24 protein-coding genes are annotated in these 24,962 nt (G+C 28.2%); 13 read left to right on the top strand and 11 right to left on the bottom strand.

Annotation, left to right across the window (positions count from 1 at the left end):
* Window positions 1-139: 139 nt before the first annotated feature.
* From H527_RS0113650 to H527_RS0113660, 3 genes are read right to left on the bottom strand one after another with little or no spacing between them, the layout of a single operon-like run.
* Window positions 140-1,414: a cation:proton antiporter domain-containing protein gene (locus tag H527_RS0113650; RefSeq protein ID WP_027413231.1), complete on the bottom strand. Its 1,275-nt coding sequence runs from the start codon at window positions 1,412-1,414 to the stop codon at window positions 140-142.
* 1 nt (window position 1,415) lies between these two features.
* Window positions 1,416-2,123, bottom strand: a complete 708-nt coding sequence (locus tag H527_RS0113655; RefSeq protein WP_027413232.1) for a hypothetical protein — start codon at window positions 2,121-2,123, stop codon at window positions 1,416-1,418.
* A gap of 8 nt (window positions 2,124-2,131) precedes the next feature.
* Window positions 2,132-4,513: a hypothetical protein gene (locus H527_RS0113660; protein ID WP_027413233.1), complete on the bottom strand. Its 2,382-nt coding sequence runs from the start codon at window positions 4,511-4,513 to the stop codon at window positions 2,132-2,134.
* A gap of 903 nt (window positions 4,514-5,416) precedes the next feature.
* Between H527_RS0113660 and H527_RS0113670 the strand changes: the two genes are divergently transcribed.
* A complete protein-coding gene (locus H527_RS0113670; protein WP_035088205.1) occupies window positions 5,417-5,950 on the top strand; it encodes a mechanosensitive ion channel domain-containing protein in 534 nt (177 codons plus the stop codon).
* A 221-nt stretch (window positions 5,951-6,171) separates the two neighbouring features.
* On the opposite strand, the gene H527_RS0113675 is transcribed toward H527_RS0113670, so the two are convergent.
* From H527_RS0113675 to H527_RS0113710, 8 genes are all read right to left on the bottom strand, one after another.
* Window positions 6,172-7,008 (bottom strand): mechanosensitive ion channel family protein, encoded by an 837-nt coding sequence (locus tag H527_RS0113675; protein ID WP_035088212.1) that lies wholly within the window; start codon window positions 7,006-7,008, stop codon window positions 6,172-6,174.
* A 27-nt stretch (window positions 7,009-7,035) separates the two neighbouring features.
* A complete protein-coding gene (locus tag H527_RS0113680) occupies window positions 7,036-7,218 on the bottom strand; it encodes a hypothetical protein (protein WP_027413236.1) in 183 nt (60 codons plus the stop codon).
* Window positions 7,219-7,221: 3 nt separating this feature from the next.
* Entirely contained in the window at window positions 7,222-7,794 is a 573-nt protein-coding gene (locus H527_RS0113685) for an RNA polymerase sigma factor (RefSeq protein WP_027413237.1), read from the bottom strand.
* 114 nt (window positions 7,795-7,908) lie between these two features.
* Window positions 7,909-8,079 carry a hypothetical protein gene (locus tag H527_RS24330; RefSeq protein ID WP_169726191.1) on the bottom strand — a complete coding sequence of 57 codons (171 nt, stop codon included), beginning with the start codon at window positions 8,077-8,079 and terminating at the stop codon, window positions 7,909-7,911.
* Window positions 8,076-8,705 (bottom strand): RNA polymerase sigma factor, encoded by a 630-nt coding sequence (locus H527_RS0113695; protein WP_229809295.1) that lies wholly within the window; start codon window positions 8,703-8,705, stop codon window positions 8,076-8,078. Before H527_RS0113695 ends, H527_RS24330 begins: the two co-directional genes overlap by 4 nt.
* 152 nt (window positions 8,706-8,857) lie before the next feature.
* The gene (locus H527_RS0113700) at window positions 8,858-9,601 is read right to left on the bottom strand and encodes a LytR/AlgR family response regulator transcription factor (protein WP_027413239.1); all 744 of its coding nucleotides are present in this window, start codon (window positions 9,599-9,601) and stop codon (window positions 8,858-8,860) included.
* Window position 9,602: 1 nt separating this feature from the next.
* The gene (locus H527_RS0113705) at window positions 9,603-11,339 is read right to left on the bottom strand and encodes a tetratricopeptide repeat-containing sensor histidine kinase (protein ID WP_027413240.1); all 1,737 of its coding nucleotides are present in this window, start codon (window positions 11,337-11,339) and stop codon (window positions 9,603-9,605) included.
* Window positions 11,329-11,832, bottom strand: coding sequence for a hypothetical protein (locus tag H527_RS0113710; RefSeq protein ID WP_027413241.1), 504 nt, complete (start codon window positions 11,830-11,832; stop codon window positions 11,329-11,331). The genes H527_RS0113705 and H527_RS0113710 overlap by 11 nt, the downstream gene beginning before the upstream one ends.
* A gap of 712 nt (window positions 11,833-12,544) precedes the next feature.
* Between H527_RS0113710 and H527_RS0113715 the strand changes: the two genes are divergently transcribed.
* From H527_RS0113715 to H527_RS0113770, 12 genes are all read left to right on the top strand, one after another.
* Complete coding sequence (locus tag H527_RS0113715) at window positions 12,545-12,757, top strand: hypothetical protein (RefSeq protein ID WP_027413242.1); 213 nt, start codon at window positions 12,545-12,547, stop codon at window positions 12,755-12,757.
* 182 nt (window positions 12,758-12,939) lie between these two features.
* The gene (locus H527_RS0113720; RefSeq protein ID WP_027413243.1) at window positions 12,940-13,560 is read left to right on the top strand and encodes a hypothetical protein; all 621 of its coding nucleotides are present in this window, start codon (window positions 12,940-12,942) and stop codon (window positions 13,558-13,560) included.
* Between the two features lie 227 nt (window positions 13,561-13,787).
* Window positions 13,788-14,093 carry a hypothetical protein gene (locus H527_RS0113725; RefSeq protein WP_027413244.1) on the top strand — a complete coding sequence of 102 codons (306 nt, stop codon included), beginning with the start codon at window positions 13,788-13,790 and terminating at the stop codon, window positions 14,091-14,093.
* 225 nt (window positions 14,094-14,318) lie between these two features.
* Window positions 14,319-14,933, top strand: coding sequence for a hypothetical protein (locus H527_RS0113730; RefSeq protein ID WP_027413245.1), 615 nt, complete (start codon window positions 14,319-14,321; stop codon window positions 14,931-14,933).
* A gap of 77 nt (window positions 14,934-15,010) precedes the next feature.
* Entirely contained in the window at window positions 15,011-15,475 is a 465-nt protein-coding gene (locus tag H527_RS0113735) for a hypothetical protein (RefSeq protein ID WP_027413246.1), read from the top strand.
* Between the two features lie 16 nt (window positions 15,476-15,491).
* Window positions 15,492-16,094, top strand: a complete 603-nt coding sequence (locus H527_RS0113740; RefSeq protein WP_027413247.1) for a hypothetical protein — start codon at window positions 15,492-15,494, stop codon at window positions 16,092-16,094.
* 347 nt (window positions 16,095-16,441) lie between these two features.
* Window positions 16,442-19,318 carry a hypothetical protein gene (locus H527_RS0113745; RefSeq protein ID WP_027413248.1) on the top strand — a complete coding sequence of 959 codons (2,877 nt, stop codon included), beginning with the start codon at window positions 16,442-16,444 and terminating at the stop codon, window positions 19,316-19,318.
* Complete coding sequence (locus H527_RS23175; RefSeq protein ID WP_155837898.1) at window positions 19,315-19,923, top strand: tail fiber protein; 609 nt, start codon at window positions 19,315-19,317, stop codon at window positions 19,921-19,923. The genes H527_RS0113745 and H527_RS23175 overlap by 4 nt, the downstream gene beginning before the upstream one ends.
* Before the next feature lie 19 nt (window positions 19,924-19,942).
* The gene (locus H527_RS0113755; protein ID WP_081414613.1) at window positions 19,943-22,168 is read left to right on the top strand and encodes a glycosyltransferase; all 2,226 of its coding nucleotides are present in this window, start codon (window positions 19,943-19,945) and stop codon (window positions 22,166-22,168) included.
* A 111-nt stretch (window positions 22,169-22,279) separates the two neighbouring features.
* A complete protein-coding gene (locus tag H527_RS0113760) occupies window positions 22,280-22,855 on the top strand; it encodes a DUF1572 family protein (protein ID WP_027413250.1) in 576 nt (191 codons plus the stop codon).
* 237 nt (window positions 22,856-23,092) lie between these two features.
* Window positions 23,093-24,211: a DNA polymerase III subunit beta gene (gene dnaN / locus H527_RS0113765; protein WP_027413251.1), complete on the top strand. Its 1,119-nt coding sequence runs from the start codon at window positions 23,093-23,095 to the stop codon at window positions 24,209-24,211.
* A gap of 217 nt (window positions 24,212-24,428) precedes the next feature.
* Window positions 24,429-24,839: a GlcG/HbpS family heme-binding protein gene (locus tag H527_RS0113770; protein WP_027413252.1), complete on the top strand. Its 411-nt coding sequence runs from the start codon at window positions 24,429-24,431 to the stop codon at window positions 24,837-24,839.
* Window positions 24,840-24,962: the final 123 nt, after the last annotated feature.

Below are 24,962 nucleotides of genomic sequence, written 5' to 3' on the forward strand. Positions count from 1 at the left end.
TTTTATGGTCTATCTTTTTATCTCAAAAAAGATAAAAATTAAGAAGGAAGTTTAATAAAAGAAATTCTCTCCATTTTTTCCTTATTTATGGAGAGAGTTAAATATATTGATATAATCAAATGTTATATTTAGTTAATAATTATTCAATAGTACTAGAGTCTTCTACTATAGGAGCTTTCCATTTAACAGTTCCTATTTTTCGTTCATTAGTCATTTTTATAGCGTTTGAAGCTCTTCTTTTATCATAAATCATAGCTCCTGTCATTATCAGACTTGTACCAATGATAACAAATAAAAGGATTCCTGGTTCAAAAGTAGCTATTTGTGCTTCTTGAGGAATAGCATAAAATAGTAATACTGTTATAAGACCTCTGGGGGCTATAAATAACTGAGGGATTATGTCTTTGCCTTCAAAAATCCGTAATAATATAAAACGAATGATGTATATAGAAATAATAATTAAACTACTGATTCCTGCTACTTTTAGGTCTAATAAAGATGTTATGGTTATAGTGACACCAAAAATTACAAAGAAAAAAGTTCGTACTACAAAAGCAGTTTCTGCTGTTATAGTATGTAATTCATGATAGATATGATGTGCTTTTTCATACTGAAGAAACCTTGAAAGTTTTCCTTTAAAAAACAGTTTCATATTAGCGATAACTAATCCGAAAATAAGAATGATGATAAGGGATGATAAGTGCATTTGTTTACCTAGTGCGTATAGTAGTAAAAGAACAGCTATTAAAAGAAATAATTTAACTTGACTTTTGATACGTTGAAAAATTAAAATAATGGCATAACTGGCTATTAAAGATATAATAATTGTTAATGCTAAGTTTCCTGTAAAACCTATAACACCACTATCCTGAGTAGGGTTTAATTTTCCAGTTAAAAAATAAAATAACATAATACCAAGAATGTCTGAAAAAGTACTTTCATAGATGTGGAATTCTTTTTTGTCTTTATGTAGTCCAGATACACTAGGGATAATTATAGCACTAGATAAAATAGATAAAGGGGTTGCGTATAACCAGGCAGATTGCATAGTCATTTCGGGGATGAAATTGTATAAGATTAGGGCAGCAATCCATGCAGATGCTACTAAGCCTATTAATGCAATAGCCATGGATTTAAGAATAGGTACTAGTTTTTCTTTTTTAAGCTCTAATTCTAGAGCAGCTTCTAATACAATCATAATTAATCCAACAATACCAAGAACTTCTAAAATAGGAAAAAAGTTTAAAGAATCTGCATTAAAATATTTTAGAGCGTATTGTAATATTACTCCTAAAACAATGAGCATTAGGACTGCTGGTATATTTGTTTTTTTTGATATTCCATTAAAAAGGAAGGATAAAATAATGATAACTGATACTTCAATAATTAGATAGTAGGAATTTAAAATTTCCATTTTATAATATATTATAAGTTAAACTTGTTTGTATGTTTTGGTCTTTTAAAAAAACAATTAACTCTTCTGTAGAACTGCCATGTTCTAGAGTGTATTGTAATTTTAATTTTTCAGATTCTTCACTTTGCGTAATTGTTGGCGCATCATTATAACTAAGGATTGGATTGTCAAAAAGTAAATCGAGTACTTGTTCTGCGGTGAGATCAGTTTTTAGATATAAAGTTTTTCTTAGGACACTATCTTTGTCAGATTGGATGGTAAAACCTGTTTTTTCTACATATGAATAATTTAGATAGTGCTCTCCTTCTTCTGTACTAATGGTTACTCCAAAAGGCATTACTTTTTCGATTTCTCCTCGAAAATCTCCTATCTTAACAGAGGCTTCTTCTCTAAATAATGGATTAATTTGAAAAAAGATACCATTGATATAATTCGTAATATATGAATAACCAAAAACTCCTAATATAATTAGTACTATAGTGTGAGTGATATAGTTAATAGATATAAAGCCTAATGCTATAATCAATACAGCAACGGGGTTATAAAATAGAATTACTTTTTTAAGTATTATAATAAAGTTTTTATTTCCAATATTTCTTTTTGCAAATCGATCTAATAGATAAATAATTAATTTTAAAGCCCAATAACAAACTGCTAGTAAAATAAAAAGCGACCATAGCTCGTTCCATGTATTTAATGTTGAAATCATTTTTGTTTTTAGTTAGTTATATCTCTATACTTAAGAGATTCGTAAATGTCATTACTTACTACTGTATTTAGTTGTAGTATACCAGAATTGTTACGTATTAATATTTTGGTATTGATTAAACGTTTTAAAGCAGATTGATAGACTATATATTGTTTTCCGATGAATTTTTTTAGCAAGGTTTCGTGAATGTATTTGTATAAAAAAACATATTTGAGTATTATAATTTCTTCTGAAGTAAAGAAGTCTTTAAACATAAAATCTTTTTCTTGATAAACTACATTATTATTATCTATCACAGTAGTACTATAGGTCCATGCTTGTAATACTTCACCAATATTATAGTTTAACTCTTTACTTAACTTTAGCACCTCTTTCTTTATTTGTTTTGATGGTATTGGTAGTCCATCTGGATAGACTATGGTTTTATGAGCAGCACCATGACGTAGCAAGACGGCATTATGTATCTCTTTAGTACTTGATTTACTTAAATTAATGACGGAAGTAAAAGCATTAGAAAATAATAATCTTTTATCTAGGTGAGCTTGCATTGCTTGAGAAGTAGAGACCATAAGGTAAGCATTATCCGATTCGGATTCCATAAACTGAATAGTAGCTCTTACATTATCTAACAAGGATGATTTTTCGTCTCTCCATAGCTCTATATCATCAATAATGATAAGAGGTTTGATATTATATAAATGGTTTTTTATGTATTGAAGAGCCTCTTTTAAATCATACGAAGTTTTAAATTTTCTTCCTTCTAATGTTATAGTAGTATCTACAGAGAGAAGTATAATACGCTTGCCAAAGTGTTTTTTAGCAATATATTCCATGAAAGTAGATTTCCCACTTAGATGGTTTCCTAATATTAGGGTAGACTGGTTAAAACCTTCTTTCCATAGTGAGACATTGTTACTAAGTGTTTCTTCTGCTTCTAAACGAGGGACTAAAAATAAATCTCCAATAAAATTTTTATTTAAAAATAGAGTATCATAATGAGCATTAGATTCTTTGTACATTCTATGATTTATACATTTTATAGTAGCTTCTAATCGGCTATGATTTTCTGAGTAGTTATATGGTTCATATTTTGAACTAAAATCATTAAAAAAATGTTTTATTTTATTTTTTAAACGAATAAAAGCACCTCCTTTTATAGATGCATATTGTGTAATAGAGGATTGTAATGATACTTCTAAAAACTCCTCTTTGCTATATACTTTTGTAGCAAAAAACTCTGTATTAATTTTATTTTGGATATAAGCTATAGATGCTTTTTGTTCTACAGAGTTTTTTGATAATGTACTTTGTATTTCGTTAAGTGTTTGTAATTGAGATGGTATGGCTTCTAGTGTGTCATTGTTTTTAGCTAGAACTAAACTGCTTTTTAAGTTTAATAGGCTATGGTTTAAAAAAGAAACCATTGTTGTTTTTGTATCCCAAATTTCTATTAAAAAAGGTAAAGATTCATAATCCAACCATTTTTTTACAGATTTATTAAAGTCTATTTTTCTTTTTTGTAATAATCCTTCATTTGTTGCAACAGGTAGATTAATTTCTTTTAGGTTCTTTATTTCAGTTTCTATAGTCTTCGTGTAAGTTTCTTGCTGTAAGTTGCTTATGTCTTTTTTAGAAATTATTTTTTCAATCCAAGAATTAATCTCATTAATCTGATTTATAGATTGTATGTTTTTAATTCTTTCAATAGTTTGTTGTAATATTTCATTAGAGACTTCTATTTCTTTTTTATTATCTACACAGATATGAGTAGTTATATTTTTAATAGTCTTAAAAACCTCTATAACTTTATCAAAATCAATATTAGAGTTTTTAATTTCTATAAGTTGTTTTAATCCTGTAGAGAATTGTTCTTTATATATATACCAAGGGTTTTTTTGGTGTTTGATTTTTAAGGTGGTTTTGGTAATATTTTTTTTTGTTTTTGGACCACTATTTTGAAATTCATTTATAGATACAAGAAGAGAATTAATAGCTTGTTCTAATACGTTTTTTGATTTTTGGAAGTGAGTATAAAGAGTTTCATTAGAGATTATTTCCTCAGATTTTTTGTATTGAGCTATCTGTAGTTGTAAAAAAACATCGCGATGAATTATCACTATATCTTTAAATAATTCTGGAAAAATATAATGTAACAATTCTATTTCATAAATATTTATTGTTTTCTCCTCATTTAATTTTGTTATCTCTTGATCACCTATTGTTATATATTGATTAGTTAAATCAACAAAATCAGATAAAATTACTTGTGTAAGATGGTTTCCAGATTTAGAGTTTTTTAATTGTATGCTATAGTTTTCAATTTGATTAACAAGAATTTTTAAAGAGGTTAATGTAGTTACTTCAAATTTTTCAATTGGATTTATGTTCATTTAAATGTTTTTCAGTTTTGAACTACTTTTTTTGTTTAGATACGTATCATTTTGGATATCGCTTTAATTAAGTGTTTTTTGGAAACGATTTTTAAAACTAATCAAAATAAATAAAAGAGAACATTAAAAAGGCTCTTAGAATAATCTTAAATTATGTTAATATCAATTTGATTTTGGAATAGTACGTATAAATCTGTTCTTTTTCACTTACTCGGTGTAAAAAATAAAACTGTAATTAGGACAATATTAATTTTTTGTCTTGATTGAATAAAAAAAAGAATTTTATTTATACTAAATTCAATTTTTTGTGACGCTTATTTGTTTAGATATGGGTGCATTTGTTGTTGTTCTATTTTGTAAAGAATCTCTTGAATGTGTAGAAAAACCTTTGTTTATTGTGGCAAGTAAAGCAATATTAGATTTCATACAATTTAAATTTAAGTTACTTTTTATGTTTTAGAATTCATGTTTTTTAAGACTTTATGATTTCTTGAAAATTATTGATTTATCGGTAAGTTTTTTGATTATATGCTGTCATTTATTATGATACCATAGTTTTTGGTTTTTAATCCGCATTATGGAGTTTAATTCTCCGAGGTTATTGATTAAGTTTTAGTTTGTTTTTTAATATTCATTTGATTTAATTCGACTTCTAAGATATAATGAATTTCGATTGTATTTAATGTCTCAAGGACTTCTTTAGTCACTTCTGTAATTGTTGTATTGCCTTTTGTTTTTAGTTTTTTTGTGCAAAAGCCTATAAACTAAAAGAGAATAGGAATATATCTATAGTATTATTTTTATATATTTAGACACTTATGTTTTTTTTAAGTCACATTTATTATCTTTTTACTCGTTTATATTATAATATGAAATATTTTTGTACTAAATAGTTCGATATTTATGGTTACTTATAAACAGGAGTTATTACATACTGCTATATTGATTGTTATTGTTTTTTTAGTTCTTATAATTACTAAAAGTGCTATAAGAAAGTTTGGCTTTGTAAGGTCGATTGAAATAAACAGAAGAAAACTAATTTTTTACTTAAGTTATTTGATTATATATATATTTGCAGGATCTGCATTAGCTATTATATGGGGGGTAGATTTAAAGCAATTTACTGTTTTTATCTCTTCTGTATTAGCTGTTTTAGGGGTAGGGTTTTTTGCGCAATGGTCAATTCTATCTAATTTAACTGCAAGTGTAATTTTATTTTTTAGTCACCCATTAAGAATAGGGGATAGGATACGTGTTTTGGATAAAGATTTTGATTGGACAGGAGAGGTTGCAGATATAACTGGTTTTTACCTTTTTATGAAGACAGATGATGGAAAAAACATTACGATTCCTACATCATTGATTATGCAAAAAGGAATAGAGATTTTAGGTAAAATTGATATAGAAGATGTAGATAGTGGAGAAGAGCATGATTGATTTTAATGATAGGGTTTAGTAAGTTTTCTTTTTTATTTTAATCCACATTGTGGACTTTAATTTTCCGAAGCTTGCCTCGAAAACAAAATATATTTTCGGAAGTATACCTAGTGAGCTTGCTCCGAGGTTATTGATTTAAAAAAAACAAGATTCTAAAGAGGTGGCCCATCTTAAAAAATCTTGTTTCTTTTTATAATAGTTTTGGTTATATAGATAGTTAATTAGTTTTTTACTTTTTTAATTTCTACCTGATTTTCTACAACATCTTTAATAGGTAAAATTATTTTACCACTTTTTGTGTTAAGAGTCATGCAAATATTATCTATAGATTCAACACTGCCTTCTATATCTTTTATTTTTACAATATCTCCTATTTCATAATTTTTTCGAGTATAAAAAGTTCTGAGAAGATCGCCAATTACATCTTTAGAGCCCAATCCAAATCCAATAGAAATAGCTAAAAGAAACGCACCTAAAATAACGGTAACATTATTCGTTACTACTGTGGTATCTATACCTGCTTGATTTAAAGCAGTAATGGTTATAATTACTGCTATTATATAAAATACTAAAGTGCTTATGATTTTAGAGCCAGCTAAATCAAAAGACTCATAAAAACCTTGTATTGCTTTTTTTACAAATTTTGCGATATAAATACCTATCATAAATAAAGCGATAGCACTAAATAATTTAGGTAAGTACCTTAATAAATTGCCAATTTCTTCGGACACAATTGTCCAATCCATAATGTCTGAAGCGATGATTAAAAATACTAGAAACATTATCCATTTTACAAATATTACAATTGCATTGGTTATACCGAATTTAATATCGGTTGTTCCAAACAATTTCATTTGGTTTATTTTTGCAGTAAGTTGATCTATTTTTACAAATTTTAATACTCTTTTTAATAGAAATATTATAATTTTAGTAACTATCCATCCTAATAATAAAATGAGAATAGCACCTATTATATTTGGCAATGCAGTCATTATTTTTTCTCCCATTGCAGATAGAGACTTGAAGGTAAGTTCTTTCCATTGCGTTATTGTTTCCATGTTTTTATGATTTGTTAATAGTGGTTTTTATGATTTTTTTTTGACTTTAAAAAAAGAGGCCATAGTAGCTTGATAATTACTTGTAAATAGCGAAGCTATATCTGTAACTAATTTTAAAGAAGCAATTTCAGACATAACTTTTTCTTTAAGTTCTTTTGGCACTTCTTTATTAGGAATGCCTATTTTTTTAAAAGGATTTTCTCTTTCCATATATTATGATATAGAATTGTATATTTCAATAATTCTTGATTTAGCTCTTTTTAATCTCATTTTTACTGCGCTTTCATTAATATTTAATAATATTTGTAACTCTTTTATAGAGACATCATCTTGATATTTTAATAATAAAATAGATTTTTCATTTGGATCTATCAGTTCTATAGCTTTTTGTAGTTTATCTACTCGCATTTGAAATAAACTATCCTCATTAACTTCAATATGTAAATGAATATCATGGTCTTTAAGAACATCAGAGTACTTATTAATCTTATTTTCTTTATTTCTATTTACAAAATTGACACATAAGTTATAAGTAAAAGAGTATAACCAAGTAGAAAATTTAGCTTGCTTTTTGTAACTAGATAGTTTGGTAAACAATTTTAAAAACACATCTTGAGTTAGATCTTTTGCTTCCTCTTTTGATTTAACAAAGCCAAAACACTTATTGTAAATTTTTTGAGCATATCGATCATATATTTCTTCAAAAAGAATAGTGTTTTTGTGTACTACAATTTTTTCTACAAGTTCCTCATCTGTTAGTTTTTGGAGTAGATCATTATTTTTCAATTTTGGTTACATATTAGTTTCTTATATTTTAAGACACTAATTGTTTGAAAAAGTCACTTAGAGATATTTTTTATAAAAGAATATAGATAGGTTAGAATTTAAAGGATAGATAAGTTATTTTTCACTCTTAAAATAACTCTTTATTACAGAGGGGTATTTAATAAAAAATAAATCTCCAAACTCCATAAATAACTTTATGGATGCGATCTCTTTCATTATATTGTCTTTAATTTCTTTGGGAGCTTCTTTTTTAGTTTCAAGATTTTTAAATGGATTTTCTTTCATAGTTTCATTTTATTATGTGCTTGAACAACTTTTATTTTGGCCCTTTTTAGTCTCATTTTCACAGCACTTTCTCCAATGTTAAGTATAACTTGTAGATCTTTTACAGAAATTTCATCTTGATATTTTAATAAAAGAATGGCTTTGTCTTCTGGATCAATAGTATTTAGTATTTTCTCTAGTTTAGATACTTTTATTTCAAAAAGTTGTTCGTCATTAACATCTTCATTTTCAAACAAATGATATTCGTGTTTTTCTATAGTATCAGACAGGCTCTCCATTTTTCTTAGAGGATCTCTTTTTAAATAATTTATACAAAAGTTATACGTAAAAGCATATAGCCAAGTAGAGAATTTAGAATTTCCTTTAAACGTATGTAGTTTAGTAAAAAGTTTTAAAAAAACATCTTGTGTCAAGTCTTTTGCTTCTTCTTCGTTTTTGGTAAAGCTATAGCATTTATTATATATTTTTTTACTATACCGATCATAAAGAGTACTAAATAAAAGAGGGTTTTGAGAAGAACCAATTTTGTCAACTAACTCCTCATCAGTCATTGTCTTAAAATCCTTTAAAATAGAACTAGGTTTTTTATGTATAAGTACAAAAAATAATCTTTTTAAAAGAGTCACAACAATTTTAGTTTATTGGGTAAATATGTTTAATGGTCAAATTTAGTTAAAAATGTAACCTAAATTTTATAATAGAACCTTAAAATACAAACATAGGTACAGTATTCAATTTGCAGTTTAATTTGTTAGATTAAAAAAGGTAAAAATAGATTCTATCTAAAAATAATATTATCTTTTACAAATAAGTTTTTGTAACGCTCACTAAATGAAATTTTGTCATTACTATCCAGTAGTATCAGATTATCTTCAAAATAAATTTCTTTAATCTTTTTTATATTTACTAAATAATTACGATGAACTTGCTTAAAATCAGGGTTAGATAATATTTCTTTTATTCTTGTAAGGGATAGCTTAATTTGATAATGTTCTTTGTCACATTTTAGGTTACAATATTTTTCTTTTACTTCTATATAGCTTATAGACTGTACAGCAACTTTTACAACACTTTTCTTTTTTTTGATAAAGAAAAAAATAGGACTTAAAACAGCATTTTCTGAATTAAAACTTATGGTGTTAGATTGTTCATAATGTGATTCAATTGCTAGTTCTAAAGAAAACAGGAGCTCTAATTCATTATAAGGTTTTAATAAATAAATAAAAGGATTGGTAAGCTTTGCTTGATCAAAAATCAATTTACTCTGCAGATTCGTTAAGAATAAAAAAGGAATGTTAATACCTTGTTTATTTAGGTATTGTGCAAAATGGATACCTTCAGGTTTTCCATTAATAAGGATATCTAGAACAATCATATCAAAAAAATGATTTTGTATTTCTTGTTTAGCTTCCTGTATGTTTTTAGATACAATTACATCATAATTGTTATCCTTAAGAAATAATTGAATTTCTTCAGCTTCTTGTGTTTGATCTTCTAAAATCAATAATTTTAATTTTTTCATATTACGTTGCACTTATTGAGGGTAATACTATTTTCATTTTAGTACCTTTATTAAGTTTACTTTTCACTATTAAGATACCATTGTTTTTTCTAATTAATGTTTGGCAAAGCAATAGACCAAGTCCTATACCTTTAGATCTATCTATTTTATCAATAGAAATGTCTCTTAAATTATTAATTTGTAAAACTTTTTCTTCTGTAATCCCTGCACCAGTATCTTTAATCACAATGGTACATTGATTTTTAGAGACTATTTCTGCTCTTACAGTTATTCTTCCTTTTGTTTTGCTGTATTTTATAGCGTTATCAAAAATATTTCTAAGTACAATTTTTAAAGACTCTTTATCTACTTTTATTAAAATTTTATCATTTAATTTATTGTGAAATGTAATTTCCTTAATTTTTGCTATACTTTCAAAGTTATTCCATGCTTGTTCTACAAGAGACCGTAATGGGTATGTATTTTGATTAAAAACTAATTGGTTACTTTGTTCTAGTGACCAATGAAGTACATTGTTTAATAAATGAAAAGTATCTTCTGTAATTGCTATTGCTTCATTTGTTTTTGCTTTAATACCTAAAATATTACCATTTTCAATCTGATTTATTATGTGTTTGTGTTGTTTTTTTAAAGCATAAATAGGAGAGCGTAAATCATGAGAAACTACAGAAAACAGATAATCTTTCGTTTTATTTGCAATTTTCAATTCCTCTCTTTGATGTGTAATAAGCCTGTTTTTTATAATTACCTTTCTATAGAAATAGATTAGAAAACCTATAAAAGTGATCAAAACAGATGTACCTATTATTAAGTTTCTTCGTTGTGTGTTTTGTTGTTTTAGTTTTTGGTCTTGTAAGAGGATTTTTTTTTCTTTTTGTGCTATAGCGAATTGTTTATCACGTTCCGTGAGTTCCCATATTTTATCCCTATTCCAAATAGAATCTTTCCATTTGCTATATTCAATATAATACTCGATACTTTTTTTATAGTTTTTTTTGTTTTTTTCAACTATCGCTAAATTTTTAGAGGTGTTTTGTTTTAATTCAAGATTTGAAAAAGACTTAGCTAGTTCATACGTTTCCTTAAAAATAGAGATAGCTATTTCATCTTTATATTGATTATAATAAATATTAGCTAACTCCATTTTATTTGTGATAATTTCTAAAGTATCTGTTTTATGAATCAGTTCTAATTCCTTATCAAAGTATTTTTTTGCATTAATATAATCTTTCTTGTGTAGATAAGAAAGACCTAGGTTATGATATCCATTTTTTTTGAAAATAACATCGGTGTATTTACTGTTTTTATTCCACTTTAAGTAATAATAAATAGCACTATCATAGTCTTCAAGTATAAGATGTGTTTGCCCTAGTTTTAGGTTTTTTAAATTTTTAAACCCAGAAACATTAGATATAGCATGAAAATTTTGTAATGCTTTTTTGTGTAGCCTTTTATTGATAGCGCTTACTCCTTGTATATAGTTTAAAAGATCTAGTTCTTCCTTTGATGAAGCTTCTAAAAGCCCTTTACTGCTATATACATAGCATGAATCAAAAGCTTTGTTTCTATAAAAATTAAAAGCTTTACAAAAAGTTTTTTTGGTGTATGTATCGCATATTTCTTTTCCCTTATTATAAAGTGTTTCTCTGTCTGTCTCTAGGGGTACTTGATAAAAACAGATATTAAATAATGTTACTAAAAAAGAAAAAGAGGGTATTAAAAGTGATTTATTGATCATCTACCCGAACTGTAGTTACTGTACCTCGGTCTGTTTCTGGATCTAAATTAATGTCATGTATAATAATCCCTTCTACAGACTGAAATTTTTCGGCTAATAGCTTATATTCAAATTGAATATGATATAAATTATAATGGTCATGTACCGTATTATCATGGTCATATACAATATTAAATACACGACATAATAGGGTACCATTATTTTTAGAATTAGTTATAGCTGTATCTATATTATTTACACCTGTATAACTTAAAAAAAGCTTTTTTTCTTCATCCAAATATAAGCCACTTTCTAGAGGTATTTCTGAAAGACTTTTTGGGTTTAGTGGTATATAAGACATAATATTTACAACATATGATTTCCTATTAATACTTTTATATATATTTACAACAGGCTCGTTAGAAATGTACTTAAGAGAAATAGGAATCTCATTTATCTTTTTACAAAAATTTAACGTTAAATGAATACCTGCTATCGTAGTTTTACTGCTCATTGCACAATGTATTTAAATCAGTTATTTGTAAAATTACGATAAAATACTTATTCAAATACTATACTCCACATGTTTTGATACTGTTGAAAAATAAAAGTTTTATAGATAAAGAAAGAAGGTTCTTGATTTGAATTTTATAGAATACTAAAAACCAGTTTTACTCTGTGTTTTTTCTATAAAATAAAAAGGTTTTATTTATAATAGCTTGTATAAAACCTATGTATTATTTTTTGTTATAGTTTGATAACCAATTTTAAAAATTTCATAATACAGATAAAAATATTTCTAAACTTTTTAACGATTATTACTATTGTTTTGCTTTATGATTAAAACGGTAAAGATGTTTTTGACAAAAAATGCAAATCATAATATTTTTCTTTCCTTATAAAATGCATCCATACCATATTTATATACGTTCATATCTTAATTATATACGAATAAGGAATAAGTTGTTTTTTACATCTTTATGATGCCTAATTTTATAGTGTAGATAGGGTGTTGAAGTAGGTAAATAATAATTATAAAATCTATTTTAAATACAAAGCAGCCTATTAAAGAGTATTAACTTTTAAGCCTAAAAACTATGATAAGAGCACCAGCATAAAGAGATTATAAAATTATTAAATAAAATTTATATAGGTGGTAGTTTAGATAAAATCGTTAGACAGAATGCCGAGCCTATACCATAAACTATAATTAAAAAGAAAACATTATGAGTAAATTACATTTTTATGAAAAAAGTAGTAAAGTAGCCGATGGAGACGGGACTTTAAATAATGCAGGGTTTGATGCAAAAATAACTTGGGGGAGTGTTGAAAAAGGACATACTTATGAAGTTAAACAAGGACAAAAACCATCAGGTGATTCCTATCCTTGTATTGCAGGAGGAACTAAAAATGATACTGCCAAATTCGGCCCGAAATAAAAAGTTATATAATCATTATTTACACAAATTAATATGTAGGGACATAATGAATTTATAATACCAAGATATGGGGCGAATTCACTAAAAAAATTTTTAAAAAAATCTCTAAATATTAATAGAATAAAAGAATTAATAATTCTACAGAATAAAAAATAAATTAAAAACTAAAAATCATCATAATCATGGACAAAATTAAATTAAACTTCATTAATCAATCAGCAGACACAAATAATAGTAGTGTTGTGATCTTTCAACAAAATGTAGCCGAAGATTTTGGAGAAATAGCTATTGCGTGGAAAGTGATCCAAAACTGTGGGCGATTAGACAATCACCCTTTTAATTATCCAATGAGCTTTGACGTGTCGGCAAGTGATTCATACGGAAACTACACTCCTCAATTAACTGCTTCTAATGGAGAGGCTTTTGATATGGTTAAAGATACGTCAGGAGATATACTCCAGCTATCCTCAGTTCCCGCTACTAGTGCTAACGAAGTCGAGGTAAGAAATAATTTAGCGACAGGAGCTATCAATGCAAATTGTTATAGAGACGGAAAACTATTGGCGGCTAAAACTGGTTTGGCTCCTGGACAAAAAGCAGTTTTCGAATTTCAACCAAAAATTTATATCGGAGTCGTTTCACAAATAGAAGAAGGAGATGTAATGAACTCGGCCATAATTTCACAAATCAATTCACAAATCAATTTATTCGGAATTACAAGTGCAGATATTGTAATGACAGGAGGAGGTCCAGGTAAAAATTCGGTTCCCTTTAATTTTACTCTAGAAAACATCAATAAATAATAGAGTGATATTATATAAAGAGGTATAGTATCAAAATTATACCTCTTTTAATGTAGGGATATTTATGTTTGATAATAATTAGAAATTTTTGTCAAAACAAAACAAAGCTAAGGATACGAACATAAATAAGAATATTAATACAGATAAAATTGACTAGAGAACCTAGTGAATTATAAAAAAAAGTAATAGACAATGAAAAGTCTATTATAATTAAAAAGTAAAAAATTATGGCAATACATTTAAACATTCAAAATAATAGTGGAGCAGCTCAAAATGTAACTGTTACCAATAATGAGGTTCCTTCTATTGTTATAACTGGCCCAATAAATGTTCCAGTAGGTGGACCTACGGATATTCTAAATGTACCAGAGGCTAATGTTACTTTAAAACTTATTTGTAACGGAAATGTCGGCCAGGCAGCAACTCTAAATGTTGTATATCATGGAGCAAGCTCAGTAGAGCAAAATTCTGATTGGAACCGACAATGGCACGTAGACGGTTATGTAACAGGCTTAATATTAACATTAACCTAATTAAAGCAATTTTTTGCTATATTTTATGTAAATATAACCCCGACTTATAACCAATACTTGTTCTTTTATACTCTAGGCATACCTGAAAATCATGAATTTTTTACATAAATTTAAGAGTGTAAATGATATAAAAACATGTTCATAAATAGAAAATTTGTAGCATTATAAAGTATATAGTCAGGTAAAACATAAAATTAACTTTTAAAGCCAAAAATTAAGACAATCATGAATGAAATTAAATTAAACTTCATTAACCAATCAGCAGACACAAATAATAGTAATGTAGTGATTTTTCAAAAAAACGTTGCCGAAGATTTTGAAGAAATAGCTATTGCATGGAAAGTGATCCAAAACTGTGGGCGATCCGATAATCATCCTTTTAATTATCCAATGAATTTTGGTGTGTCGGCAAGTGATTCATACGTTCAATTAACTGCTTCTAATGGAGAGGTTTTTGATATGATTAAAAGTACATCAGGAAACATACTTCAACGCTCTTCATTTCCAGCTACTAATGCTAATCAAATTGAGGTAAGAAATAGATTGGTAGAAGAAGAACCTATTAAAGTAAACTTATATAAAGATGGAAAATTATTTGCTGTTAAAAATAGTTTGTTTTCTGGACAAAAAGCAGTTTTCGAATTTCCACCAAAAATTTATATCGGAGTCATTTCAGAATTAATAGAAGGAGATGTAATAAACTCGGCCATAATTTCACAAGTCAAATCACAAATCAATTTATTCGGAATTACAAGTGCAGATATAGTAATGACAGGAGGCCCAAGACCAGGTGGAAATTCATTCCCCTTTAACTTTACACTAGAAAATATCAATAAATAGTTACATGTGTGTTAAACAAAGAGACACAAAATTTAAATAGGGTATCTTTTTTAACGATTAATTTAAAAATAAATATGATGAATAATAATATTTGGTATACAGGAGATTGGAAACAACAAAATAATAAAGAAATCCCATATAACGGGGTTCAAATTAGAGCAAGAGCAAATTATACTCCAGTTACTAGTCCTCCTTCTTCACAAAAGTTGGATTCTGTTGATTTAGAAGTTGTAGATTTTACTAAAAACCCTGAAGGAGTTTCTAGCAGTATAGTTATTTATAAAACAGGTGTTTGGTTTGATATTCCAATTCCTGAAAATAACACAGTATCACCACCTCAACCTAATACTGATTTTACAGTAATGGGTATTGATTATACTGGTTTGGGAAAATTACAATTGGAAGCCACTACCACAGGGATTTTTTTAAATATTCAATTTCGCTATGGAATCCAGAGTAGAAGTAGAGAAGAATTGGGGTTTATTATGAAAATAAGCGAAGTCTATAATGAAGGAGAAGATCCTATTAAAGTATCTGGATAATAAAATTAAATGAACCATGTTTACTGATTTTTATGTTAAAAATTTATCTACTATAAATAGCTCTAATAAGGTTGTTTTTTTTCAGAAAACAACACCATCTAGGCTATTTGATATAACAAGTTTTACTAGTGTAGAAAATTGTCAATATAATTGGTTTCATAAAGTTAGAGTTTATTGGGATTTGAGTTTTCGCTTGGTATATGCATCAGGAGATATAACTTCTATTTACAATTTAAAAACTACCTATATCACACAACGTAAATCTTTTTTGATTTTTAAAGAAGGAATCATATCAGTACAACAAAGTTATAGAAACGGAAAACAAGTTGTTGATTTTGAACAAATAAAAGGCAATGGTTTTATAGCGGTACAATTTTATAGAGGAAATTTTCTTGTCGAGAAACAATATTTTATAGAAAAACACCTTAGCTCTCAAATAGATACTACTATAAGTATTGCTTTACATCATCATAAAAAGATATCAAAGAACTTAGAATTTCAGAAAACGAAAACTATTTTAGATATTGATTTTACAAGTTTAAAATCGATAAATATAACTCTTAGCGGAAGTGAAAATAGAGGAAGTAAGATGTTAATTGATACCTTAGTGAAATGGTAAAATATGAATAGAAGAGGAGTTAAAAGCAAGTATATAAAATCTTATCTTATATTTTCATGAGAGTTGTTTTTTAATTTTAAAAAAAGAGAAAAGGCTTTTCTAACCAATAACCTTAGAGCAAATTCACGAGGTATGCTTCCGAAAATATATTTTGTTTTCGAGGCAAGCCTCGAGAGAATTACACTCCACAATGTGGATTAAAATAGGCTAAGTTTTTATATTTTCTTAAAAGAAATTTTGCCAATAGATAGAGTATTCTTTCTTATTTTTTTATTGTTCGAAACAGTTTTAGTTAAAACCTAATGTAAGACCATAGTTTACTATAAATATTAAAAAAAATAAGAACAATGGAGGTTAAAAGACATATATGGGAAGATAGAATATTTCCTGACTTTGATGATAATTTAGTAATGCATTTCGAAATACCTATTTGGAATGACGAACTAGAATATAAGGTTTCTACTAAGGTGTTTTGGAATAAAAATAAAGATGATAATTATATACCGAAAGAAATTTTTACGAATACACCTTGTGCTATAGAGTGTACTTTTAAAAACGGAATTATTATTAGAGGGACATTAGAAATAAAAAAATTTAGTAGCTTTCATTCTAAAGACTCTTTAGGTATTTTTGCGGATTTTTATTATTATAATGAAGAAAGTACAAATTATATATGGCATACAGAGGGGTTTTTAGTAAGTTTTGATCCAAAAATCCCAATTCCACCAAATATTGAAGAAATAGATATAGGTAATACAGTCTCTGTTTCAGTAAATTCTTTTAATGATTTATTTCCTTATATTTATCTTTCAGGTTGGCCAAAAATTACTGCTAGTGAAAGACTATTCAATTTTTTTTATTACAAACCGTTTACTTTAAGTCCACCGATTTTTACTTTTTCGAATACATTAATTTCCCTAAAATCATTAAGCGATAGACAGGGGATGCAGACCGAATCTATTTCTTTTATTGAAGGAACACCACCTTATCAATTTCAATATGTAAATAATGTAAATATATTAAAAGGATATATAGGAAACTTTAAGCCATTTTATGACTATTTGGCTAAAGAAAAAAACTTAACATTGGTTGTAGCACAAACCTGTACCTTTTTTAGTGTTGAAGTTGTCGATTTTCAAAAATATCTTAATAGCAAAACGTATCTAGAAAATAAAGAAAGATTATGGGAGTCTTATTTTGCTTTGATTATAGAAATGGGGTATGAAAACGAGAATTTGATATCAATAATAGAGGTGTTAACACTATGTAATTTCTTGGAGATTGTTTTTGATAATGTAGATGACCATCAACTAGTTACAATACTTGAATCAGCTATGTTATTATCTTTGTTTAAAGCCACTATTGTTTTAGATAAAGATATATTTCCATTACCTCCTTATCAATCATCTCCTCCAGTTAGTACACCTAATATTATTTTACCCTATGCCATTGGAGATTTACAACTTGTAAAATATAAACTATTACGTTACGAAACTGGAGAGTTAGCAAGTGTTACTAGTATAATGCCAGGCGAAAAAAGAAAACTAGTGAATAGAAAACTAGATCGAGTTATAGATAAAGAAGTGTCAAAAACCACCTCAATTACAGAATCTTTTACAGCTATTAATGAGAATAACAACGATTTTAATGAAGAGTTATGGAATACTATTGCAGAAACAACAGAAACTACTAATTATCCTGATCCAGGTTTAATTTCAACATATGGGCCACCTACAAATATTACAATAAAAGGAACCTATACCAAAACACATACAACTCAAACACCAAACAAAAAACAACTATCGTCTTTTGCTAAAAAAGTCTTAAATAAAACCACACAACGATTATCTGAAAAAGTTAATAAAGTAAGAGCACATACTGAGTTGAAAGAGTTAGAAAACACCTCTGTTAGTTTAGTGAATAATAGTAATAATAAAGAGCCTGTATATGGGATGTATTGTTGGTTAAACAAAATTTACCAAACTGAAGTTGTCAATTATGGAAATAGGATGCTCTTTAGTTTTATTATTCCTAACCCAGCTGCTGCTTATATAGAACAAACAGAGATTTTAAATGGCACTAATTTTCAAGAGCCAAAATCGCTTAAGGATTTTAAAATAGAGACCTATCAGGATGTTACTAAAGATAATTATTTGTTAGTATCTCAATATTATCAATTGAAAAAATTTCCTTTATACCCACAAGAAAACATAGTAGTATCAGATGTTGTTACTTTATCACAAAGTAAGCTGATAACATTACCTGATTTGTATTTTGCCGATAGAGCAACTATAGAATATGCTTTTGGTTCAGGAACCACAAATACTACTGTTAGTGGTTTTTTAGGAGAGAACACATTTACCTTTAGTCAAGCAACATCTGTAACTGGAACAAAAGAATTTAAGTCTTTAAATAAAGAACAAGGAAAAATTGCGGTTAGTACAGTATATAGTACTAGTATTCAGGTTTCTCCACCCAGCCCAGAAGCTGATTTTCAAATGGGGGTAAATATTTCCTGTACTCCATTACCACAAACTATTTTAGCTTGGCAAATAGAAATGTACCAGTTACTATATGAAGCCTATACTAAAGAGATAGCGGTTTATAATTTGAAAATAGGAACATCAAACACCAAAAAAGAAACCGTAAACCCTTTATCGGAGCGATTGACAGTAAAATTAGAATTAGAAAAAGGCATTCGAAAACAATTAATTCAAAATGCGTTGCAAACTAAAGGTCTTTCTATAAATAAAATCAATGCTGGTGTAAATGACAATGTTCAATACAATCAATCTGAGATAATACAATATTTAAACACAGCATTAGAATGGAATGAGATGTCTTATACTTTTTTTGATGAATATGATAATCAAAATGGTCTTTTTTCCGTTTCTTCTTTATCTCCAGATTTTTTTTCAGCATTTCTTAAAGCAGGTTACGCTAGAGTTATAATTCCAGTTTCACCTGAATTTAATTATGGATTTCTTTATTTCTTAAATACAGGGGTTATTTGGGATTCAAAAGATGATTTGGCGCCTTGTTTTGATGCCATAAATGATAACGGAACCATAAATCCAGATCAACTATCTATTGTATATGAACTTAAAAAAACTTTTCATAAACCCAAGTGTTTTCCAGAAATAATTGATTCTTGGGAGGTACAAGTACCTACATCCATGCAAATACTTCAAAACAAAAAACATTTAAAAATAAAAGAATTATGAATAACACAAATTTCTCCTTATTTAATGTAACACTTCCTGTAGGATCAATAATAGCTTTTGCAGGAAATGTATCAAGTTATATAAACCCAAATCAAAGTACTAGTCCGCCAACAACACAGCCAATAGAATCTTTTGGTTGGATGCTATGCGATGGATCTTCTTTAAACGCTAGTGAGTATCTAGAATTATACAGTGCATTAGGTAATCTTTATGGCAGTTCTGGTTCAGGGAAAGATATGCAGTTCAATCTCCCAGATTTAAGAGGGCAGTTTTTAAGAGGTATTGGCACAGAAGAGGCATGTATTGAAGATCGTACAGCTGCATCAGGGGGAACTAAAAATGGCATTGGGTCAACGCAAAGTGATGCTTTACAAACACATCAACATGTGTATACAGAACCAACAGGATCACCTGCTCCTGGAAATAATGGCGAGGGTACCGCTACTGTAAATACTAATGCATATACAGGAGTTCCTACTAGCAAAACAAACCCTTCTTCGATAAAAGTAAGCCAATACGAAACAAGACCAGTCAATACTTTTGTTAATTATTTAATCAAGTATACCTACAAGCTACCAAGATTTAATCATACGCCTGAGGTATAATAATTAATGACACAAAAATATGAAACCAATCAAGAATATTTTCATGTGTCTAGTTCATGAAAATCAAGACTGTATTGTTGATTTAGTTAGGAATTTAAAATATTTAGATTCTACATCCATTATTCTATTATACAACGGAGGAACAAATAAAGATCTATTTAAACACTTTCCTTTTGAAAAATATGGAGTAATAATTCATCCTAACCCAAAACCATTACAATGGGGATGGCTACATGATTTTGCTATAGACTGTATGGAGTATGCGATCAATAACTTAGAATTTGATACAATCACTGTGGTTGACTCTGATCAGCTCGCTTGTGGTAGAAATTACACAGCTTTTATTACAGAAACATTTCGTCGTAACTCAAATTTAGGGATGTTAGGGTTGGTGCCTTCTAGGATTCTAAGTGATACAAAGATAGACCCTGCAATAACAGCATATCAAGAAAAAGAATTATGGCAACCTTTTTTAGATCAATTGCCTAACGGAAAAGAAGCCTTCTTGCATTGGACATTTTGGCCATCTACAGTGTTTACCTACAAAGCAGCAGTAGGTTTAGTAGATCTTTTTAGGACAAATGTACAATTACAAAAAATTCTTACTAAAACAAAAATTTGGGCAAGTGAAGAAATAATATTACCTACTTTAACCATTGCTCTAGGGTTTTCTATAATAAAAAACCCGTGTACATACGACTTGGTAAAATATAAGGAAGTCTATACTAAAGAGAGTATCCAGAAAGCTATAGATGATAAAAAATCATTTTGGATTCATCCTGTATTAAGAAATATAAAAGATAGGAATAGAGCTTATATAAGAACGTATTATAAAAACTATGTTTTTTCGCATCCAAAAGAATTTTCTGAAGAGATATTTCAATTGATGAAAAATATTTACCCTAAAATAAATCATATTGAAGGGTGGCTTGACAACGATGAATTCGAATTATTAGTAGAACTAACTTTTCAAAAAGCTACAAATAAAAAAAATGCTGTCTTTGTCGAAATAGGTAGTTATTGTGGCAAAGCTACTTCGGTTATAGCATTAGTGACTAAACATGTTAATAATCAATCAAAAATTATTGCTATAGACGATTTTACTGGAAGATTAGGAGCAGAGGATACTACTATTGATAAATATCCACCTTCTTATGATAAAATGAAATTTACTCTTAATAATTTACAATTGCTAGAGGAGGTTAATATGATTAAACAAACGCCGTTTTTAGTTTGTCTTGAGGAAAAAATAGATTTTATATTACTAGATGGATTGCATGATTATACAAATGTAGCACGTGATTTTTATCATTTTGAGAAAAACTTCAAAGAAGACACTCTTATACTTTTTCATGATTATTGTTTAGATTTCCCAGGAGTTATATCTTTTGTAAAAGAATTAATTAATGATAATGCATATCAAATAGTCAAGTATAGCTCCTCATTAATAGCCTTGCAAAAAAGGACAGCTACTGTTTGTGATGATAACCAAACTAATGTAAAAAATCATATAAATTTAAAAACAATAAAAGAAGAATTCCCTTTGGTAAGCTGTATAATGCCTACGTATAATCGCTCTGAGTTTATAAAATATGCTATTCATCAATTTTTGGAACAAAATTATCCAAATAAAGAATTAATCATATTAGATGATAGTGAGAAAACAATTGCATCCTTAATCCCAGATAATTTTCAGATTAAATATGTGTACCTTCAAGAAAAATTAGATATAGGTAGTAAAAGAAATAAAGCTTGTGAAATGAGTAAAGGAGAGTTTATTATTCATTTAGATGATGACGATTTTTATGCTTCAGATTGGATAGAAAAGCAACTTTCCTTTCTGATAAATAATGAATTAGAAATCACAGGACTAAGTACTCCATTGTTTTATGATAAATCAACTTCAACCTGTTGGCAATATAATTACCCTGCCAGCAACAAACCATGGGTTTATGGAGCTACATTATGTTACACAAAGAAAATATGGGAATCTAATCCTTTTCCTGTCATGAATTGTGGTGAAGATAATGCTTTTGTTTGGGCTAAATGTGTTAAGAAAATACTGCCAAACAATACAGTCAAGGCATATATAGGACAAATACATCGTAAAAACACAAGTCCAAAACAAATAAATAATGATCGTTGGAGTAAGTTAGAAAAAGAAGATATAAGTCGAATTCTAACAAACCATTCTATAAAATCTATTCCTATTTTTTCTAATTTTGAAAATAAAAACAAAGATTAAGATATAGCCAGATTTAAGATTTTAGAGTTCAAGGAATATTTGTTTTATTTATGCAAATCTTATTCAAACTTATCTCGCTTTCAAAAAAGTAAAATTGGTATAAAAAAAATCATGAGTACAACAGAATACATAGAGGGGATTCATAAACAATTTACATATTACAAATCTCTGGGAGATAAAACCATAGAGCAAATCCCTGAAGAAAAACTTTTTTGGCAATACAATATAGATAGTAACAGTATTGCAATACTTATAAAACATTTGTGGGGAAATATGAAATCCAGATGGACAGATTTTTTAACTACCGATGGAGAAAAAGAATGGAGACATCGAGATACCGAATTTGATGATGATATAAAAACCAAAGAAGAACTTTTAAATAAGTGGGAAGATGGTTGGCTATGTCTCTTTACTGCATTAGAAAGCATAGACAAAAATAATTTTAATCAACCCATATATATTCGAAATATAGAACATACCATTACCGAAGCAATCAACAGGCAATTGGCTCATTACTCATATCATGTAGGTCAAATTGTGTTTTTAGGAAAAATGATTGTAGGAGAACAATGGCAAAGCTTATCTATCCCAAAAGGAAAATCTATCACCTATAACGAAAAACGTTTTTCTGCGCCTAAGCATAAAGCTCATTATACCGATAAGCTTATCGATAACGATAAAAATTAAAAAAAATGAATTTTTAAAATAGTCAATAACTCGTTAGAGTTTGTTAATAACTATGGTTTTATGCATGCCAAAACACAAATAGATTACAATTATATTTGCGTTGAACTATGCGCAAACAGTAATATATGTGTATAAATAAGCCATAACGAAGCGTTTGTATTAACCAAAACGCTTATTCTGATTAAAATCAGAAAATTGGCTAATTACATCTGACAATAAAAAATAATAAAAAAATAGATGAAATTTATAGTATCCAGTTCTTACTTATTAAAACAGCTACAAGTATTAGGAGGAGTAATTAGTAATAGTAATACATTACCAATTTTAGATAACTTTTTATTCGAATTAGATAATAACGCATTAACAGTTTCTGCCTCTGATCTAGAAACGACTATGTCGGCTAAATTAGAAGTAGAATCTTCTGACCAAGGAACTATCGCAGTACCTGCAAAACTATTGTTAGAAACCCTTAAAACCTTTCCTGAGCAACCATTAACTTTTGTTTCTGCAAATAATAATACTGTAGAAATAAGCTCTAATCATGGTAAATATGCTCTAGCCTATGCAGATGGAGAAGAGTTTCCTAAAGCAGTAGAGTTAGAAGATCCTAGTGCTACTAATATTTTAGGAGATGTATTGGCAACCGCAGTCAGTAAAACCATTTTTGCTACAGGTAATGATGATTTGAGACCTGTAATGAGCGGGGTGTTTTTTCAGTTTTCTACAGAGGGATTAACTTTTGTAGCAACCGATGCGCATAAGCTTGTAAAATATACAAGAGAAGATATTAGCGCTTCTCAATCTGCCGAGTTTATTATGCCTAAAAAACCTTTAAACTTACTTAAAGGAATTTTGGCAGGAAGCGATAGCGAAGTATTGATCGAATATAACGAGTCTAATGCTAAATTTACTTTTGACGAAACACAATTAATCTGTAGATTAATAGATGGTAAATACCCTAATTATGAAGCTGTAATACCAAAAGAAAATCCAAATAAATTAACGATTGCTCGTACACAGTTCTTAAACTCTGTGCGCAGAGTATCTATTTTTTCGAATAAGACAACGCATCAAATTAGATTAAAAATAGCAGGAGCAGAACTCAATATCTCTGCAGAAGATATTGATTATTCTAATAAAGCAGAAGAACGATTAACATGTGATTACCAAGGAGACGATATGCAAATAGGCTTTAATTCTCGTTTTTTAAGTGAAATGTTGAATAATTTAAATGCAGATGAGGTCCAATTAGAAATGTCTTTACCAAATAGAGCAGGAATTCTTACTCCAATAGATGGGTTAGATGAAGGAGAGCATGTTACTATGTTAGTAATGCCTGTAATGCTAAATAGTTAGAGTATTTTAATCAATAGTCTATAAGCAGTTCTCGAGGTCTATTTCTGAAAATACACTTTGCCTTCGAAATAAGAGCTTTGAAAAATTTTTCTTCCAATAAAGGATGTAATCCAATCATAGTAATATGGTTGGATTTTTTATATACTTTTATAAGTATTAGATCTGTAATTAACTATTTAGTTCTATTTTTAAACTTTAATTATCATAAACACATCTCATGAACATTACTCTAGAACAAGCAGAAAAAATTATTGATACAGCAAAAGAAAAAGCAATTAGCATAAACACAAAGATGAATATTGCAGTTGTAGACTCTGGCGCAAACCTTATTGCTTTTGTAAGAATGGATCAAGCATGGCTAGGATCTACGGATATTTCTATTAAGAAAGCAAAAACAGCGATCTTTTTTGGAATGAAAACAGGGTCTATTGGAGAACTTTCTCAACCAGGCGGGCCTTTATTTAATATAGAACACTCTAATGGTGGGTTAATATCTTTTCCAGGAGGAATACCTATTAAAGATGAATCTGGAAAAATAGTTGGAGCTATTGGTGTAAGCGGAAGCAGTGTAGAAAACGATCATGAAGTTGCAGCAGCAGGTGTAGCAGCATTAAGTGTGTTTGCTTAATATTATTTATCCCACCGGTTGTAAAGAAATAAGACAACCGGTATTTTTTATATATAGAAGTATATCAAAAAAAATTAAGTTATATACGTTCATTTACCAAAGAAATTTCTTTAAAAACTAATA

Source organism: Aquimarina muelleri DSM 19832 (assembly GCF_000430665.1).
GTDB lineage: Bacteria > Bacteroidota > Bacteroidia > Flavobacteriales > Flavobacteriaceae > Aquimarina > Aquimarina muelleri.